Source organism: Paracoccus sp. (in: a-proteobacteria) (genome assembly GCF_030536915.1).
Lineage (GTDB): Bacteria > Pseudomonadota > Alphaproteobacteria > Rhodobacterales > Rhodobacteraceae > Paracoccus.
On record NZ_JAUNPC010000003.1, the window covers coordinates 16,704 to 33,604 of the forward strand.

At 68.1% G+C, this 16,901-nt stretch carries 13 protein-coding genes and 1 tRNA gene; 2 read left to right on the plus strand and 12 right to left on the minus strand.

The annotated features are described in order from the left end of the window. Positions 1 to 122: 122 nt before the first annotated feature. The 3 genes from Q4F04_RS01165 to Q4F04_RS01175 form a co-directional block, all read right to left on the minus strand. Positions 123 to 197: transfer RNA gene (locus Q4F04_RS01165), tRNA-Glu, on the minus strand. Between the two features lie 110 nt (positions 198 to 307). After that, entirely contained in the window at positions 308 to 2,050 is a 1,743-nt protein-coding gene (gene recJ / locus Q4F04_RS01170; protein WP_303368006.1) for a single-stranded-DNA-specific exonuclease RecJ, read from the minus strand. A 308-nt stretch (positions 2,051 to 2,358) separates the two neighbouring features. After that, entirely contained in the window at positions 2,359 to 2,985 is a 627-nt protein-coding gene (locus tag Q4F04_RS01175; RefSeq protein WP_303368007.1) for a J domain-containing protein, read from the minus strand. Positions 2,986 to 3,059: 74 nt separating this feature from the next. Here Q4F04_RS01175 and Q4F04_RS01180 point away from each other — a divergent pair, with 74 nt between their 5' ends. Together Q4F04_RS01180 and glpX are read left to right on the plus strand one after the other, a co-directional pair. After that, positions 3,060 to 3,320, plus strand: a complete 261-nt coding sequence (locus Q4F04_RS01180) for a BolA family transcriptional regulator (RefSeq protein ID WP_303368008.1) — start codon at positions 3,060 to 3,062, stop codon at positions 3,318 to 3,320. 94 nt (positions 3,321 to 3,414) lie between these two features. Next, on the plus strand, positions 3,415 to 4,383 hold the full coding sequence (glpX, locus tag Q4F04_RS01185; RefSeq protein ID WP_303368009.1) for a class II fructose-bisphosphatase: 969 nt from the start codon (positions 3,415 to 3,417) through the stop codon (positions 4,381 to 4,383). A 113-nt stretch (positions 4,384 to 4,496) separates the two neighbouring features. Here the strand turns inward: glpX and Q4F04_RS01190 are convergent, their stop codons facing one another. The 9 genes from Q4F04_RS01190 to Q4F04_RS01230 form a co-directional block, all read right to left on the minus strand. Then, positions 4,497 to 7,658 (minus strand): efflux RND transporter permease subunit, encoded by a 3,162-nt coding sequence (locus tag Q4F04_RS01190; RefSeq protein ID WP_303368010.1) that lies wholly within the window; start codon positions 7,656 to 7,658, stop codon positions 4,497 to 4,499. 3 nt (positions 7,659 to 7,661) lie between these two features. Then, positions 7,662 to 8,828, minus strand: coding sequence for an efflux RND transporter periplasmic adaptor subunit (locus Q4F04_RS01195; protein ID WP_303368011.1), 1,167 nt, complete (start codon positions 8,826 to 8,828; stop codon positions 7,662 to 7,664). A gap of 65 nt (positions 8,829 to 8,893) precedes the next feature. Beyond that, entirely contained in the window at positions 8,894 to 9,547 is a 654-nt protein-coding gene (locus tag Q4F04_RS01200; protein ID WP_303368012.1) for a TetR family transcriptional regulator, read from the minus strand. Positions 9,548 to 9,698: 151 nt separating this feature from the next. Beyond that, entirely contained in the window at positions 9,699 to 10,457 is a 759-nt protein-coding gene (locus Q4F04_RS01205) for an SDR family NAD(P)-dependent oxidoreductase (protein ID WP_303368013.1), read from the minus strand. A gap of 64 nt (positions 10,458 to 10,521) precedes the next feature. Next, the gene (locus Q4F04_RS01210) at positions 10,522 to 11,454 is read right to left on the minus strand and encodes a 3-keto-5-aminohexanoate cleavage protein (RefSeq protein WP_303368014.1); all 933 of its coding nucleotides are present in this window, start codon (positions 11,452 to 11,454) and stop codon (positions 10,522 to 10,524) included. Between the two features lie 10 nt (positions 11,455 to 11,464). Then, positions 11,465 to 12,409, minus strand: a complete 945-nt coding sequence (locus Q4F04_RS01215) for a 3-hydroxyacyl-CoA dehydrogenase (protein ID WP_303368015.1) — start codon at positions 12,407 to 12,409, stop codon at positions 11,465 to 11,467. 14 nt (positions 12,410 to 12,423) lie between these two features. Next, positions 12,424 to 14,925 (minus strand): branched-chain amino acid ABC transporter ATP-binding protein/permease, encoded by a 2,502-nt coding sequence (locus tag Q4F04_RS01220; RefSeq protein WP_303368016.1) that lies wholly within the window; start codon positions 14,923 to 14,925, stop codon positions 12,424 to 12,426. 7 nt (positions 14,926 to 14,932) lie between these two features. Beyond that, positions 14,933 to 15,808, minus strand: a complete 876-nt coding sequence (locus Q4F04_RS01225) for a branched-chain amino acid ABC transporter permease (protein ID WP_303368017.1) — start codon at positions 15,806 to 15,808, stop codon at positions 14,933 to 14,935. 83 nt (positions 15,809 to 15,891) lie between these two features. Then, positions 15,892 to 16,901 (minus strand): ABC transporter substrate-binding protein (locus Q4F04_RS01230; RefSeq protein ID WP_303368018.1); only part of this gene is annotated, 1,010 nt, incomplete at its 5' end.

A 16,901-nucleotide genomic window follows, 5' to 3' on the forward strand; every position in this document is an offset into this window, starting at 1 on the left:
GACAGATGAATCCCGGCGAACGGCACCTGACCTGAACCGACAGCGGAACCCTTGCCGCCTTCGGCAACCAGATCGCCAAGGACCGCAGCATGAACGGCCAGCTTCTTGTCATAAAGGGAAAGTGGCAGCCCGTAGGGGAGTCGAACCCCTCTTTTCAGGTTGAAAACCTGACGTCCTAACCGATAGACGAACGGGCCACCTTTGGCGCCTCTGCAGCCTTGGCTGCGCGGCGTGGAGCGGTATCTAGGCAATCCTCCTGACGGCTGCAAGCAGAAAAAATTGCCTTGGCAAAATTCACCGCAAGGCGTCACGGGGCCTCGGCGGCGTCATCCAGACGCAGGCGCACACGCTGGCGCCCTCCCCAGATCGACAGTTCGAGCTTCCCCGCGAGATGAAGGCGCCGTCCCCTTGCCGTCAGCAGCGCCGGGCCGAGCGGCCCCTGCATCGCGCCCCAAGCAACGGCGTCCAAGGCGGCCATCCCAGGACTGCGGGCGCGCAGGCGCAGGTGGGATTCGCCCATCGTGTCGGCGCGCTCGATGATCTGGCCCGACAGCGCGAAGCGGGGCGCAGGGGCGCCCGCGCCGAAGGGACCGGCGCGGTCCAGCGCCTCGATCATGTCAGGCGTCGCGGCGCGGGCGTCCAGCAGGCCCGAGATGCGCAGCGCGTCCCCGCCCTGCCCCTGCACCGCGCCCGCGACAAGTTCGGACAAACGCGCCATCGCCGCGGGTATCAACGCCGGCTCGACCGTCAGACCGGCTGCCATGGCGTGGCCGCCGCCGCGGGTGATCAGCCCCTCGGCCTCAAGCCGCTGGATGGCGCGGCCAAGGTCAACGCCGGGCACCGAGCGGGCCGAGCCCTTTCCGACGCCGCCCGAGATGCCGATCACCACCGAGGGCCGGCCGGTCGCCTCTTTCAGCCGCGCGGCGACGATGCCGACGACGCCCGGATGCCAGCCCTCGCCCGCGGCCCAGGACAGCACGGGATCGCCGCGCGCCTCGGCCTGGGCCAGCGCGGCCTCGCGCACCATGCCCTCGATCGTCCGCCGCTCGCGGTTCAGCGCATCGAGTTCCAGCGCCAGCGCCCCGGCCTCGGCCGGGTCCGTGGAACTGAGGCAGCGCGCGCCCAGGTCCGCCCGCCCCACCCGCCCGCCCGCGTTGATCCTGGGCCCCAGCAGGAAGCCCAGGTGAAAGGCCGAGGGCGCGCTGTCCAGCCGCGCCACATCCGACAGCGCGACCAGCCCCGGCCTTGCGCGGCGGGCCATGATCGCAAGCCCCTGCCGCACGAAGGCGCGGTTCACGCCCACCAGCGGGGCCACGTCGGCCACCGTCGCCAGCGCCACCAGATCGAGCAGCGGGATCAGGTCGGGCTCGGGCGCCCCTTGCCCGCGCAGGACGCGGTTGGCCTGCACCAGCGTCAGGAAGACCACCCCGGCCGCGCAGAGATGGCCCAGCGCGCCGTCCTCGTCCGCGCGGTTCGGGTTCACCACGGCCAGCACGGGCGGCAGGGTCTCGCCGCCCTGATGGTGGTCCAGCACGACCACGTCGGCACGGCCGCGGGCGACGGCCAGCGCCTCGTGGCTGAGCGTGCCGCAGTCCACGCAGACGATCAGCCCGTGATCCTGCGCAAGCCGGTCGATGGCGGGGACATTGGGGCCATAGCCCTCGTCGATGCGGTCGGGGACATAAAGCGTCGCGTCCCGCCCCTGCGCGCGCAGCCAGCAGAGGATCAGCGCCGCCGAGGCCCCGCCGTCCACGTCATAGTCGGCGAAGACGGCGATGCGCTCGCCCGATGTGACGGCGGCGACCAGCCGCTCGGCGGCAAGGTCCGTGTCGCGCAGGCGCAGGGGATCGGGCAGCAGGTCGCGCAGGCGCGGATCGAGATGACCAGGCGCGTCCTCGGGCGTGACGCCGCGGGCGGCAAGGACGCGGGCCACGGGCAGCGGAAGGCCCGCCGCCTGCGCCAGCCCTTCGGCAATCCGTTCCCCGGCAGGATCGGGGCCGGTCCAGCGCCGCCCGGTCAGCGAGCATTCGACATTCAGGAAGGCAGTCATGCCCGTGCTTGTCGCGAAGGCCCGCCGCGGGCGCAAGGCCGGGAAGGCGGCCGTCCCGGCGATGTGAAGAGATGCGCCCGAAGAACGGGCTGTCCGCGCCGCCTTGGGCTTGGGTCTCCGCTGGCTGAAAACGCTCGACCGAACCGTTTTCCGGGCGTTCGCCGGCCGCGAGGATACACCGGGGCGCCCGAACGATGCCCTCATGGCTACGGACGGTCATGAATCTCCCGCGGGATTGTCGCATAGGACGATGGGGGTGCGAAATCCCCGGCTTGGGGCGGGCCAGCGCAACCGGCGCGGCCTCGGCCTCAGTCCTTGAAGCTGCGGCTGTCCTTGATCTGGTCCCAGGCCCAGACGACCTCCTGCAGGCGGTCCTCGTCGGAACGGTCGCCGCCGTTCATGTCGGGGTGCAGGTCCTTGACCAGCGACTTGTACTGCTTGCGGATTTCCTGCTTGGTCCAGCTGTCCTTGGCGTCAAGGATTTCCAAGGCGCGGCGTTCGGTGGGCGGCAGCTTGCGGGTGGCGCGCAGCCGGGCCTCGGGGTTGGTGCCGTTGGCGCCGAGGATCTCCAGCGGGTCGCTGACGCCGTGGCGGGCCCAGGCCTGTTCCTGCGTGGCCCGGCCGAAGGGGCGGGTCGGGCGTTCCCAGACGGTGGCATTGTCCAGAAACTCCTGGAACTCGGCCTCGGACTGGCCTTGGAAGTAGTTCCAGTTGGTGTTGTATTCCCGCACATGGTCCTTGCAGAACCAGTAATAGTCGTCCAGCTGCTTGGGCGACTTCGGCGCGCGATACTGGCCCGGCTGGGTGCAGCCGGCCTTGTCGCACCTGCGGGTCGAGGTCTCGAAGGCGCCGGACATCCCGCGTCGGCCCTTGGACCGCCGCTTCTTGTCCGAGGCGGCGGAGATATCGAAACCGAACGGGTCGCTGTTGGTCATGAATGGCCTGCTTTTCGACTCGGGACCGGGAGTGTAGGTCATTTCACCGGAAGAAAAAGGGGGAGAGCCTGGAAATGCAGCAGACTATCGCCGAAGAGATGCAGGCACGCCTGAAAGAACTCGAGCCGACGCGGCTTGAGGTCATCGACGAAAGCGAACAGCACCGCGGTCACGGGGGGTGGCGCGAGGGCGGGCAGACGCATTTCCGCATCCGCATGGCCTCGCCCCGCTTCAGGGGGCTTGGCCGGGTGGAACAGCACCGGCTGGTCAACCGCACACTGGGGGACATCGTGCCCCGCATCCACGCCTTGGCACTGGAACTGTCGCCGGACTGATTGTCCTCATTTGTATCTGTTAGCGCCCACAGGCTGGACGGAACCACGGGCCGGGCCTAAGAGCGCCTGCAAACGGCCAGCGAAGGAACGACCGATGAGCGCCTCTACCACCGATTTCAACGACCGGATGCTGTCCTTGGGCCTCGCCCGCGTCAGCGAGGCCGCGGCCCATGCCTCTGCCCGGCTGATCGGGCGCGGCGACGAGAAGGCCGCCGACCAGGCCGCCGTGAACGCCATGCGCGACCAGCTGAACAAGCTGGACATCCGCGGCGTCGTCGTCATCGGCGAGGGCGAGCGCGACGAGGCGCCGATGCTGTTCATCGGCGAGGAGGTCGGCAGCGGCGACGGCCCCGAGGTGGACATCGCGCTGGACCCGCTGGAAGGCACCACCCTGACCGCCAAGGACATGCCGAACGCGCTGACCGTGATCGCCATGGCCCCGCGCGGCACGCTGCTGCACGCGCCCGACGTCTACATGGACAAGCTGGCCGTGGGTCCGGGCTATGACACGGACGTGGTGAGCCTCGACATGACCCCCACGGAACGGGTCCATGCGCTGGCCCAGGCCGGCGGCGTCAAGCCCGAGGACATCACCGTCTGCATCCTGGAACGCCCGCGCCACGAGGCGATGATCGCCGAAGTCCGCGCCACCGGCGCCGCGATCCGCCTGATCACCGACGGCGACGTGGCGGGCGTCATGCATGTGGCGGAACCCGACAAGACCGGCATCGACATGTACATGGGCTCGGGCGGGGCGCCCGAGGGCGTGCTGGCCGCGTCCGCGCTGAAATGCATGGGCGGGCAGATCTGGGGCCGGCTTCTGTTCCGCAACGACGACGAACGCGGCCGCGCCGCCAAGGCCGGGATCACCGACCTGAACCGCATCTATACCCGCGACGAGATGGTGACGGCGGACGTGATCTTTTCCGCCACCGGCGTCACCAACGGGTCCATCGTCAAGGGCCTGCGGCGCGAGCCGAACTTCATCGAGACGGAAACGATCCTGATGCGGTCCAAGACCGGCTCGGTCCGGCGGATGATCTACCGCAACCCGATCCGCTGATCCCCGCCCCATCGACGAACGGCCGCCGCAGGACCCCTGCGGCGGCCGTTTCGATTCCAGGTGGCCTGAATGAAAAGGCCCCGTCCATAACGGGGCCTCTCATCGGCAGCGCCTCAGGTGGCGGGCGCTTCCGCCGGCATCCGCTTGCGCGTGAACAGCCGGGTGACGATCACGAAGAAGACCGGCACGAAGATCAGCGTCAGCGCGGTCCCGGTGAAGGTGCCGAAGAACGCAGGATAGCCGATGGCGTGGCGCGCGCCCGCCCCCGCCCCCGAGGACAGGATCAGCGGCAGCACCCCCAGCCCGAAGGCCAGCGAGGTCATCACGATGGGCCGCAGCCGCAGCCGCGCGGCGGTGCGCACGGCGGTGACCGCGTCCTCGCGGAAGGAATCCATCCGTTCCCGCGCGAACTCGACGATCATGATGCCGTTCTTGCCGGTCAGGCCCACGACGGTCAGCAGGCCGACCTGGAAGTAGACGCCGTTCTCCTGCCCGCCGACCCAGGCGCCGATCAGGGCGCCAAGGACACCCACCGGCATCGCCAGCAGCACCGCGATCGGGATGGTCCAGCTTTCGTAAAGCGCGGCAAGGCACAGAAACACCGTCGCCAGCGCCAGCGCGTAAAGCGCATAGGCGCCCGCGCCCGCTTCCTTCTCCTCCAGCGAAAGGCCGGTCCATTGCAGGCTGAAGCCGGGGGGAAGCTCGGCCGCCAGCCGCTCCATCTCGGCCAGGGCGTCGCCGGTCGAATAGCCCGGCGCGGGCATCCCGTCGATCGCCATCGCCGCCTGCGCGTTGTAGCGCTTGACCTGCTGGGGGCCATAGATCCAGTCCTGCGTGGCGAAGGTCGAGAAATCGACGAACTCGCCGTTGGCGTTCTGGATGCGCCACAGTTCCAGGTCGCGCGGCGCGCTGCGCGCCCATGGTTCACCCTGCACATAGACGCGCTTGATGCGGCCTTCGTAGATGAAGTCGTTGACATAGGCGCCCGACCAGACCGTCGCCAGGAACGAGCCCACATCGGTCGCGGTCACGCCCACCGCCCCGGCCTTGGCCCAGTCGATGTTCAGCTCGAACTGGGGCGCGTCCTCGACCCCGTTGGGGCGCACGGCGGTCAGCACCGGGCTTTGGCTTGCCATGCCCAGCAGCATGTTGCGCGCTTCCAGCAGTTCCTCGTGCGACTGGCCAGCCGAGGCCGTCAGGTAGGCCGAGAAGCCGCTGGCGTTTCCGAGTTCCAACACTGCGGGGGGGACGATCGGGATGACTATGGCCTCGCGGATGCCGCCCATCAGCGGACCGAAGGCGCGCGCGGCGATGGCCTGGGCCGAGCGTTCCGGATCGGCCCGTTCCTCCCAGTCCTTCAGGCGGACGAACATCATGCCCATGTTCTGCCCCTGCCCCGCAAAGGAAAAGCCGCGCACGGCAAAGACGGATTCGACATTCTCGGCCTCGGCCGTGGTGAAATACTCCGAGACCTTGTCCATCACCGCCTCGGTCGCCTCGGCGGTGGTGCCGGTCGGGGCCTGCACGATGGTCATGATCGCGCCCTGGTCTTCGTCGGGCAGGAAGGCGGTGGGGGTGCGCTGGAACATGAACACCATGCCGGCCAGCAACAGGCCATAGACGATCATCATCCGCCACGGACGCGCCGTCGTGCTGCGGACGATGGCCATGTAGCCGTTGGTGACGCGGCCGAAGTTCCGCTCGAACCAGTCGCTGAAGCGGCTGCCGAGCCAGGCCATTGCGCCCATCCGGCGGCCGGACGAATGGCCGTGGTGATGCGGCTTCAGCATCGTGGCGCAAAGCGCGGGCGTGAAGGTCAGGGCGATGAAGACCGACAGCATCATGGCCGAGACGATGGTGACGGCGAACTGCTTGTACATCTCGCCGGTCGAGCCGCCGAAGAAGGCCATCGGCACGAAGACCGCCGAGACGACGATGCCGATGCCGACCAGCGCACCCGAGATCTCGTCCATCGACTTGCGCGTGGCCTCGACCGGGCCGAGGCCCTCGTCGCGCATGATCCGCTCGACGTTCTCGACCACCACGATGGCGTCATCGACCAGCAGGCCGATGGCCAGCACCATCGCCAGCATCGTCAGCGTGTTGATGCTGAATCCCAGCACCGCCATGATCCCGAAGGTGCCGAGGATCACGACCGGCACCGCCAGCGTGGGGATCAGCGTCGCGCGGAAGTTGTGCAGGAAGATCAGCATCACCAAGACGACCAGAATGATCGCCTCGATCAGTGTATGGACCACCGCCTCGATCGAGATCAGGACGAAGGGCGTCGTGTCATAGGGAATGACATATTCCACGCCTGCCGGCATGAACTCGGCCAGCTGGGCCACCCGCGCCTTGACCAGTTCCGCCGTGTCGAGCGCGTTCGCGCCCGAGGCAAGCTGGATCGCAAGGCCCGAGGAGGACTGGCCGTTGTAGAAGCCCTCGATCTCGTAGTTCTCGGACCCAAGCTCGGCGCGGGCCACGTCGCGCAGCAGGACCAGCCCGCCGTCCGTGTCGGCCCGCAGGACGATGCGCTCGAAATCCTCGGGCGTCCGCAGCAGCGACTGCGCGGTGATCGTGGCGTTCAGTTGCTGGCCCGCAGGCGCGGGCATCGCGCCAAAGGCGCCCGCGGAAATCTGGGCGTTCTGGGCGCGGATCGCGCCCACCACCTGCGCCGGCGTCAGATCATAGTATTTCAGCTTGGTCGGGTCCAGCCAGATCCGCATCGAGTATTCCGACCCGAAGACCTGCACGCTGCCCACGCCGTCGATCCGCGAGATCGGCTCGACCATGTACGAGTTGAGGTAGTCCGCAAGGTCGATGGCGCTGCGCGTCCCGTCGGTGGACACCAGCGCCACGACCATCAGGAAGCCGGTTGCCGATTTCTCGACCGTGACGCCTTGGCGCGCCACCGCCTCGGGCAGCCCGGCCTCGGCCTGCGCCAGCTTGTTCTGGACCTGCACCTGCGCGATGTCGGGGTTGGTGCCCAGTTCGAAGCTGAGGGTGATCTGCGCGCCGCCTGTCGAGGTCGTCGAGGATTCGATATTCCGCAACCCGTCAAGGCCGGTCATCTCGCGCTCGATGAGCTGGACGACGGTGTCGGCCGATGTCTGCGCCGAGGCGCCGGGATAGGCCGTCCTGATGACGATCGAGGGGCCGGCGATCGAGGGATACTGCGAAACCGGCAGTTGCAGGACCGACAGCAGGCCCAGGCCCATGATGATGATGGCAATGACCCATGCGAAGATGGGCCGGTTGATGAAGAAGCGGGCCATGTGTCAGTTTCCTTCGGCCGGCGCGGCCGGGGCCGCGGCCTCGGCCACCGCGGCGGGCGGCCCGGCGGGCGCGATCTCGACCGGGGCGCCGGGCGCGACCTTCTGGAAGCCGGTGCTGACGATCTGGTCGCCGGGGTTCAGCCCGCCGGTGACCACCCAGTTGTTCGCATCCGAGGTGAGGATCGACAGGTTGCGCACCGCGACCGTCCCGTTCTCGACCACCCACACATGCGGGGTGCCCTGCGCGTCGCGCATCACCACCGACTGCGGGACGAGATAAACGCCCTGCTCCTCGACCTGGGGCAGCAGCACCTCGACATAAAGGCCGGGCAGCAGCAGCTTGTCGGGGTTGGGGAAGGCGATGCGCAGGGTGATCATGCCGGTCGTCGGCTCGACCTGCGGCTCGGCTGCGCGCAGCTCGCCCTTGACCGGGTATTCGTCGCCCGTGGGCAGGATCAGCGTGGCCTGCCCCATCGCCAGCACGCCGCCCTGGGTTTCGGCCTGTCGCCAGCGCAGCAGGTCGTTGGCCGACTGCGTCACGTCCACATAGATGGGATCGAGCGCCCGGATCGTCGTCAGCGGCGTCGGCTGCTGGGCCGCGACCAGCGTGCCCGGCGTCGCCTGCGAAAAGCCGATGGCGCCGGCGATGGGCGCGCGGATGGTGGTCCGCTCGTAGTCGATCTCGGCCGACTGCAGTTGTGCCTGCGCCAGTTGCAGCGCGGCGCTGGCCGCGTCGCGCGTGGCCACGGCGCTGTCGCGCCTTTGGCCCGACCCGGCGTTGGTGGCCAGCAGTTCCTCGGCGCGCTGGGCTTCGCGCTCGGCAAGGTCGTAGTTCGCCTGCGCCTGCGCCACGCTGGCCTGGGCTGCCGACACGGCGGCGGCGTAGGTCTCGTCCTCGATGGTGTAAAGCGGCTGGCCGGCCTCGACCTCGCTGCCTTCCTCGAACTGCCGTTCCCGGATGATGCCCGAGACCTGCGGCCGCACCTCCGAGATGGTCGAGGCCTTGATGCGGCCCGGCAGGCGTGCGGTCATGGTATAGTCGGTCGGCTGTGCCGCGATGACGGTGACGGAAGGGGTCGGCGCCTGCGCCGCGACGGCAAGCGGCGACAGCCCGATAAGCAGCGCGGCGATGACGCCCGGCGCGGGCGAAGAGGAACGGAATCGGAGCATGGGAAGCTTTCCGGTTGTCGGGAGAAATGGCTTGGCGGGGTTTCGGCGCGTCGGCGCCGGAAAAGTCAATGCCTGGTCGCGGGGCTTGCGCGACCCGGGGGACCGGTCGTCCGTCCGCCCGTCGGATCGGCGCGCAGCAGGTCCATCTGACGGCGCAGCAGCCTGCCGCCGAAGGACGCCAGCGGAAAGCCCTTGCCGGACCGCAGCCATTCGCCGAGAAGGCCGACCACGGTGACGGACAGGACGATCTGCGCCTCGTGCGGGGTGAAATCGGGATGAAGCGTCCCGTTGTCCCGCGCGCGCTGCATGATCCGCAGGATCAGCGCCCGCATCTCGGCATCCAGTCGGGCAAGCGTGTCATTGCATTCCGCCGGCGTCAGGTGCGTCATGATGCGGAAGATCCGCTGCCGCCCCTCGTCCTGCTCGAAGGATTGAAGGGCCTCGACCGTCGCGTCCAGCAGGCATCCCAGCGTGTCCGGCCCGGCATCGGCGACCCCGGCGAGGATCTGTTCCTGCGGCAGGAAGCTGCGCTGGTGCAGGGCGGCAAGAACCTCGGTCTTGTCCTTGAAGTGCCAGTAGAAGGCGCCGCGCGTGACCCCTGCTGCACGCGAGACCGCGTCCAGCGTCGTGGCCGCGAAGCCCCGTTCGCAGAACATCCGCTCGGCCGCGTCAAGGATGGCCTGCCGCGTCAGTTCCGAATCTTCCCGTGTCTTCCGCATGCGGCCCTTCCTTGCATCGGGCCGTTATAGACATTCATGTATGTATGTAAATACCCGCTTCGGAGAAATCTCGCAGTCCCGGTGCCCCGCGAGTAGCGGTAATGCCGGGTCCGCGCCGGTGTCAGGGCACCCTGCCCTGCGGATCAACGCTTCACTCGGCGGTCCAGCCGCCATCCAGCACGATCGAGGACCCCGTCATCAGGGCCGACGCCCCGGATGCAAGGTAAAGCGCCGCGCCGGTGATGTCCTCGACCTGGCCCAGACGACCCAGCTTGATCATCCGCAGGGCATGGTCAAGGAAGGCCGGGTTCTCGAAGTAGGGTTTCGTCAGCGGCGTCTCGATGAAGGTCGGGCAGATCGAGTTCACGCGGATGCGGTGCGGCGCCAGTTCGATCGAGGCGGCCTTCGTCAGCCCCTCGATCCCCCATTTCGAGGCGCAGTAGACCGATCGGTCCTCGGCCCCGATATGCCCCAGCATCGACGACATGTTGATGACCGACCCACCCCGGCCAAGGTCCATCATCCGCCGCGTCACCGCCTGCATCGCGAAAAAGGCCGCGCGCAGGTTCAGCCCGACGATCAGGTCGAAGTCTTCCTCCGTCACCTCGGTCATCCTGCGGGGACGGTTGGTGCCGGCGTTGTTGACGAAGACGTCCAGCCGGTCCAGTCCGTCCACGACCGCCCGGAAGGCGGCAAGGTCGGTCACGTCGCAGGGCCGGGCCTCGGCCCGATGGCCGGCATCGCGCAACCCGGCGGCGACGGCCTCGATTTCCTCCCCGGTTCTTGCGCAAAGGATCACCTCGGCGCCCGCCTGGGCGAATACCTCGGCGATGGCGCGGCCCAGGCCACGGCCCGCGCCGGTGACAAGCGCGGTGCGCCCCTCAAGAGAGAAATCGGGGAATGGGGTCATCGGCCTCTCCGGCTGGGATGTTCGGATGCCGCCCCGCCCCCCTGGGCGAAGCGGCGATAGGGGATCAGAAGCTGACCTGGTCGCCGCCCTTCAGCGCCAGCAGCTCGCGCGCCTCGTCGGGGGTCGCGACCTGCAGGCCCAGCCCTTCGATGATCTGGCGGGCGGCGCGGACCTGCTCGGCGTTGGTTTCCGCAAGCCGGCCCTTCCCGGCCCAGAGGTTGTCCTCCAGCCCGACGCGGACATGGCCGCCGTTCGCGGCCGAGATCGCGGCGATGGGAAGCTGGTTGCGCCCCGCCCCCAGCACCGACCAGCGATAGTTGTCGCCGAACAGCCGGTCGGCGGTGCGCTTCATGTGCATCACGTCCTCGACATGCGCGCCGATCCCGCCCATCAGGCCGAACACCGTCTGGATGAACAACGGGCCGGTCACGAGGCCGCGGTCGAAGAAATGCTTGAGGTTGTAGAGATGCGACGTGTCGTAGCACTCGAACTCGAAGCGCGTCCCGCCCTCGCCCAAGGTCGTCATCACCTGTTCCACGTCCCCGAAGGTGTTGCGGAAGATGATGTCCTTGTTGCCCAGATATTCCCGTTCCCATTGGTGCTTCAGTTGCGCCTCGTAGCGGTCGAGCATCGGGAACAGGCCGAAGTTCATCGTGCCCATGTTCAGCGAGGCGACCTCGGGCTTGTAATGCTTTGCGGGCTGGATCCGCTCGGCGATGGACATGGTGGGGGCGCCGCCGGTGGTGATGTTCAGGACGGCGGCGGTCTGCTGCTTGATGACGCTAAGGATCGGGTGAAAGGCCTCAACCGACTGGTCGGGGCGGCCGTCCTCTTCGTTGCGGGCATGCAGGTGAATGATGGCGGCGCCCGCCTCGGCGGCGCCCACCGCGGCCTCGACGATCTCGGAGGCCGAGACCGGCAGGTATTTCGACATCGAGGGCGTGTGGATCGCGCCGGTGACGGCGCAGGTGATGATGACTTTGCCCTGAAGGCTCATGGTCCTGTCCTCAGTTCTGGGATGGGGTTTCGCGTTGCGCCAGATGCGCGGCCAGCGCGGCAAGTTCCTCGTCGCGCCATTCCTGGCGGGCGCGGACCGCATCGGGGGTCGAGACGTCGCGGAAGGCGGCGCCAACCTTGGCCGCCGACTCGGCCGAGAAGGCGATGTCCCCCACCTCAACCCCGGCAAGGCCCGCCATCATCGCCCCGTAGCGGTCCAGATAATCGGCGGCGCCGCCGGGGGCGTTCAGGTTGATCGTCTCCATCGGTCCCATGAAGGCCCAGCGGCGGCCCAGCCCGTGGCGCATGGTGTCGTCCAAGCCCTGCACGTCCACATAGCCTTCGGCGATCAGGCGCAGGCTTTCGGCCAGCAGAACGGCCTGCAGGCGGTTCAGGATGAAGCCGTCGATCTCTTTCTTCAGCACCACCGGCACCTGCCCGGCGCGGGCGTAGATATCACGCGCCTGTTCGGTCACCGCCGGATCGGTGAAGGGCGCGGGCGAGATTTCCACCACCGGCACCAGATGCGGCGGGTTGACCGGGTGGCCGACAAGGCAGCGCGCGGCGCCCGGCAGCCCTTCGGCGAAGCTCGACGCCTTCAGCGCCGAGGAGGAGGAGGCGAGGATCGTCCCGGACCCGGCGAGGCGGTCGAGTTCGGCGAAAAGCCCGCGCTTGATGTCGAGGACCTCGGGCCCGCTTTCCTGCACCAAGTCCGCCCCGGCCAGCACCTCGCCCAGATCGCGCACCGGCCGGATGCGGGCCGCCGTGGCGGCGGGATCGTCCCCGGCCTGGCCGAAGGGGGCGGCCCGTCCGATCATGGTGGCGACATCGGCGGCCAGCCGGTCCAGCACGCCCGCGTCCTTGTCCCAGACGCCGACCTCGAAGCCCGCCCGGGCAAAGACAAAGGCCCATGAGCGGCCGATCAGCCCCGCGCCAACGATGGCGATGTGATTCATTCCTGTTTCCCTTTTCATAGCCAGAGCATCTCGCGCCGCAGGTCGAGGTCCGTGGCGATGCGGCGCGATTCCACCTCATGCAGCACGCGGCCGCGTTCAAGGACAATGGTGCGGTCGGACAGGGCCAGCGCAAGGTCGAGGTTGTGGTCCACGATGATGATGGACAGCCGGTCCCGCAGCCGGTCGAAGGTGCGGAACAACTGCTCGACCACCGCCGGGGCCAACCCCTCGAATGGCTCGTCCAGCAGCAGCACCCGGATGTCGCCCGACAGCGCGCGGGCGACGGCGGCCATCTGCTGCTCGCCGCCCGACAGCCGGTCGGCGGGCGTGTCCAGCCGCTCGCGCAGGCGAGGGAAGTATTCGAAGATTTCCTCGGTGCTCCAATGCGTCCCCTCGCCCGTCCGGCGGCGGATGCGGCCGAGTTCCAGGTTCTCGCGCACCGTCATGCCCGCGAAAAGCCCCCGGCCCTGCGGCACATAGCCGATCCCCAGCCGCGCGATCCGGGCGCTGGACAGGCCCACAAGTTCGTTGCCCATCAGCCGGATCGAGCCCGAGGACGGCGTGACGATCCCCGTCACCCCCTTCAGCACCGAGGACTTGCCCGCCCCGTTCCGGCCCAGCAGCGCGAGGATCTCGCCCTTGTGCAGGTCGAAGCCGACGTCGTTCAGGATATGGCTCTTGCCGTAGTGAAGGTTCATCCTGTCGATGGACAGGATCGTCTCGTCCGAGAACTGCCCCTGCCGGGCCGAGGCCGCGACGGCGCTGGTGCCCGAGCCGATATAGATCTCGCGCACCTTGGCCGAGTTGCGGGCGTCGTCCACGGTGCCGTCCAGCAGCACGCGCCCCTCGGCCATCACCGTCACATGGTCGGCAAGGTCGAACACGCGGTCGATGTCATGTTCGACCAGCAGGACCGGGATGCTGGCGGACACGTCCTTGATCAGCAGCCCCACACGCTCGCGTTCCGCCACCGACAGGCCCGCCAGCGGCTCGTCGGCCAGCAGGATCTTCGGCTCCGTCGACAGCGCAAGGCCGAGGTCCAGCAGCCGCTGGCCGCCATAGGACAGCGAGCCCGCGATGGCGTTCTCCATCCCCCTGAGCCCGATCCAGTCGAGCATCTCGTCCACCTTGGCATTCACCTCGGCCACGCTGCCGGCAGGGCTGAGGGCGCGGGTGCGGCTGGGATGATGGGCCTGCACGGCCAGGCGCAGGTTCTCGCGGATCGTCAGATCGGGAAAGAGGCTGGTGATCTGGAAGGACCGGCCGAGGCCCAGCCCCGCGATCTGGTCGGGCGTGCTGCCCGAGATGTCATGGCCGAGGAAGCTGACCTTGCCGCTGTCGGCGGGGATGATGCCGGACAGCAGGTTGAAGGCCGTGGTCTTGCCCGCGCCGTTCGGACCGATCAGGGCGTGCAGCGTCCTGTCGCGGACCCGGATCGACACGCCGTCCACCGCCTTCAGCGCCCCGAAGGTCTTCGATATGTCGTCGGCCACCAGCACGTTGCCGCCACCCGCATCGCGGCTCCGGATGGCGGCGGGCAGCGGGTGCTTCTCGATCTTCCGGTCGGCCATCGCGGCGCCGGTCACAGCCTCGGGGAACAGGCGGCGCCTGACCTGCGCGCCGATGCCCACGAGGCCCTGCCGCTCGAAGAGGACGAAGCCGAGGAAGATCAGGCCGAACCAGAACAGCCAGTTCTCGGTATACATCGACAGGTATTCGCGGAACAGGATGTAGAACAGCGCGCCCAGCGCCGGCCCCAGAAAGCCCCGCATGCCCCCGATGACCACCATCGCCAGCAGCTCGCCCGAGAAGATCACCGACATCGGCTCGGCCGAGGTCAGGCGGTTCTTGTAAAGCAGCAGGGCCCCGGCCAGCCCCGTCACCGTTGCCGACAGCACGAAGGCCGCCAGCTTGTAGCGCTGGACATGATAACCGAGGGCCTGCGCCCGGTTCTCGTTCTCGCGGATGGCGACAAAGACGCTGCCGACCGGCGACTGCAGGACGCGCAGCATCAGCGCCATCACCAGAAAGGCCAGCAGCGCCACGACGATGTAGAAGTTGAGGTTGTTGTCCAGAAGGCCCGGCCGCTCGATCCCGCCAAGGCCGTTCTCGCCGCCCGTGACCTCGGTCCAGCGGAAGGCAAGCTGGAACCCCATCGCCGACAGCGCCAGCGTCATCAGCGAGAAATAGACGCCGCGCCGCCGCAGGACCAGGAAGCCGATGATCGCCGCGAGCGCCGCCGTGAACAGCAGGGCCGCGACCAGCGAAACGGCCATGCTGGCATTGCCCAGCCGCAACGCGGTGATGCCCGCGACATAGGCCCCCAGCCCGAACCAGGCGCCATGGCCGAAGGACACGAGGCCGGTATAGCCCGCAAGGATGTTCAGCCCCATCGCCGCAAGGGCGAAGATGACCACCTCGCTTGCGCTGTTCGGGCCGAGGCCAAGCAGCGACAAGGCCCAAGGCAGCAGGATCAGCGCCGCTGCCGCGACCGTCAGTGTTCGCATGTTCTGCATGGAAGACCTATTCGAAACGGGTAATGCGCTCGCCCAGCAGGCCGCGGGGACGCAGAAGCAGGACCATGAACATCAGCAGGTAGATGGCCATCATCGAGAACTGGGACTGTCCCAGCCCGATCATCAGGCCCTTGACCAGCCCGACCATGATCGCGGCGATGACCACGCCCCAGAAGGACCCGAGGCCCCCGATCACCACGACCACGAAGGCCGCGGTCCCAACCTCGACCCCCATCAGCGGGTGGACCGGCTGGATCGGCGCCATCAGCACGCCCGCAAGCGCCGCGATTCCGATGGCCAGCGCCACGACGGTCGAGAGATAGGGTCGCAGCGAAATTCCCAACGTGCCGAGGATGTCGGGGTTCTGGATGCCCGCGCGGACGATCCGGCCGAAAGGGGTGCGGTTCAGCAGGTACCAGACGCCCGCCACCGTCGCGACCGCGACGGCGATCAGGAACAGCCGGTAGCGCGAATAGACGAAATCACCCAGGAAGACCTGCCCGCGCAGGGCATCGGGCATGGAGTAGGCGCGCGGCGTCGCGCCGAAATACCACCTGAGGCTCTGTTCGATGATCATCGCAAGGCTGAAGGTCAGCAGCAGCGAGTAAAGCGGGTCCTCGCGGTAGAAGCGGGTGAACAGCACACGCTCGACGACGATGGCCACGGCCGCCGCGATCAGCGGCGCCACGACCAGCGCCCCAAAGAAGCCGATATGGGGCGACAATACGAAGGCCAGGTAGGCGCCCAGCGTGAAGAAGGCGCCATGGGCAAGGTTCACGATGCCGCCGAGCGAGAAGATCAGCGACAGGCCCAGCGCGATGAGCATGTAGTAGAAGCCATCGAGCAGGCCGTTCAGAAGCTGGGACAGAAAGATCGATGCCATTCGGATGACCTGTCATGAAGGCTGGCCGGGCGCGCCAGCCGGCGCACCCTGTTTTCATCGGAAGGCCGGCAAGGCCCGTTGCCTCAGAACGAGCAGGCGCCGCCCACGGCATCCTCGATCAGCACCTCGAGCGGCTGGTCGGGGTTAGGCACCGGGTCCGAGGTGGTGAAGATGTCCCATTCGTTCCGGACCTCGGAGGCATCCAGCGCCGTGACCGCATAGACTTCCTGCAGCAACTGGTGGTTCGCGGGATTGAAGCGGCCCCGGCGTTCCTTCAGCACGTCGAAGTCGGTCGCCGGGTCCTCGAGGAACGAGATCAGCGCCTCGGTGTCGGTGCCGCCGACCCGGGCGATGGCATCCGCGATCACCCGCAGGCCCATGTAGTCCAGATAGGCCTGGTTGTCGGCGGGGCGGCCGTATTTCTCCATGAAGGACTGGGCGAAGGCCTGCGAGCCGTCGGCCTTGACCTGGTGGGTCCAGACGCAGGGCCATGTCCCCTGGAAGTCCCGCGCCCCGATCGCCCAGGCGATCACGGTGTTGTAGTCGAAACCCGCCAGCGGGATGTCCAGTCCGAATTCCGCGTATTGCTTGAAGAAGCTGGCCGTCTGGGTGCCTGCGAGGTTCGAGATCAGCACATCGGGCGCCGCCGCCCGGATGTTGAGCAGATAGGACGAGAAGTCCGTCGCATCCGTCGGGATCAGATCGTCGCCGACCGTGCGCCCGCCGTGCCGTTCAAGGAAGGCCAGCGCCCCGTTGCGCAGGTCATGGCCGAAGGCATAGTCGGCGCTGAGGATGTACCACGCCTTGTCCTTCACCATGTCATTGTTCAGCAGGTAGTTGCCTTCGGCGTTCACCACCATCGCGTTCTGCACCTCGACGTGGAACATGTGGCGGTTGCAGTCCTGCCCCCGCAGCGTGTCCGAGTTCGCGCCGGTGTTGATGAACAGCTTGTTGGCCCGCGCCGCGACCTGCGAGATCGTCAGCGCCGAAGCCGACGAGATCTCGCCCATGATCAGGGCCACGTCCCGGCGTTCGGCCAGCCGCTCGGCCTTGGTGGTGGCGGTCTGGGGGTTGACCGAATCCTCCTTGACCA

Coding starts and splice junctions, on each gene's coding strand:
- recJ (WP_303368006.1), bottom strand. CDS start 2,050: ATGACTGCCTTCCTGAATGTCGAATGCTCGCTGACCGGGCGGCGCTGG.
- Q4F04_RS01175 (WP_303368007.1), bottom strand. CDS start 2,985: ATGACCAACAGCGACCCGTTCGGTTTCGATATCTCCGCCGCCTCGGAC.
- Q4F04_RS01180 (WP_303368008.1), top strand. CDS start 3,060: ATGCAGCAGACTATCGCCGAAGAGATGCAGGCACGCCTGAAAGAACTC.
- glpX (WP_303368009.1), top strand. CDS start 3,415: ATGAGCGCCTCTACCACCGATTTCAACGACCGGATGCTGTCCTTGGGC.
- Q4F04_RS01190 (WP_303368010.1), bottom strand. CDS start 7,658: ATGGCCCGCTTCTTCATCAACCGGCCCATCTTCGCATGGGTCATTGCC.
- Q4F04_RS01195 (WP_303368011.1), bottom strand. CDS start 8,828: ATGCTCCGATTCCGTTCCTCTTCGCCCGCGCCGGGCGTCATCGCCGCG.
- Q4F04_RS01200 (WP_303368012.1), bottom strand. CDS start 9,547: ATGCGGAAGACACGGGAAGATTCGGAACTGACGCGGCAGGCCATCCTT.
- Q4F04_RS01205 (WP_303368013.1), bottom strand. CDS start 10,457: ATGACCCCATTCCCCGATTTCTCTCTTGAGGGGCGCACCGCGCTTGTC.
- Q4F04_RS01210 (WP_303368014.1), bottom strand. CDS start 11,454: ATGAGCCTTCAGGGCAAAGTCATCATCACCTGCGCCGTCACCGGCGCG.
- Q4F04_RS01215 (WP_303368015.1), bottom strand. CDS start 12,409: ATGAATCACATCGCCATCGTTGGCGCGGGGCTGATCGGCCGCTCATGG.
- Q4F04_RS01220 (WP_303368016.1), bottom strand. CDS start 14,925: ATGCAGAACATGCGAACACTGACGGTCGCGGCAGCGGCGCTGATCCTG.
- Q4F04_RS01225 (WP_303368017.1), bottom strand. CDS start 15,808: ATGGCATCGATCTTTCTGTCCCAGCTTCTGAACGGCCTGCTCGATGGC.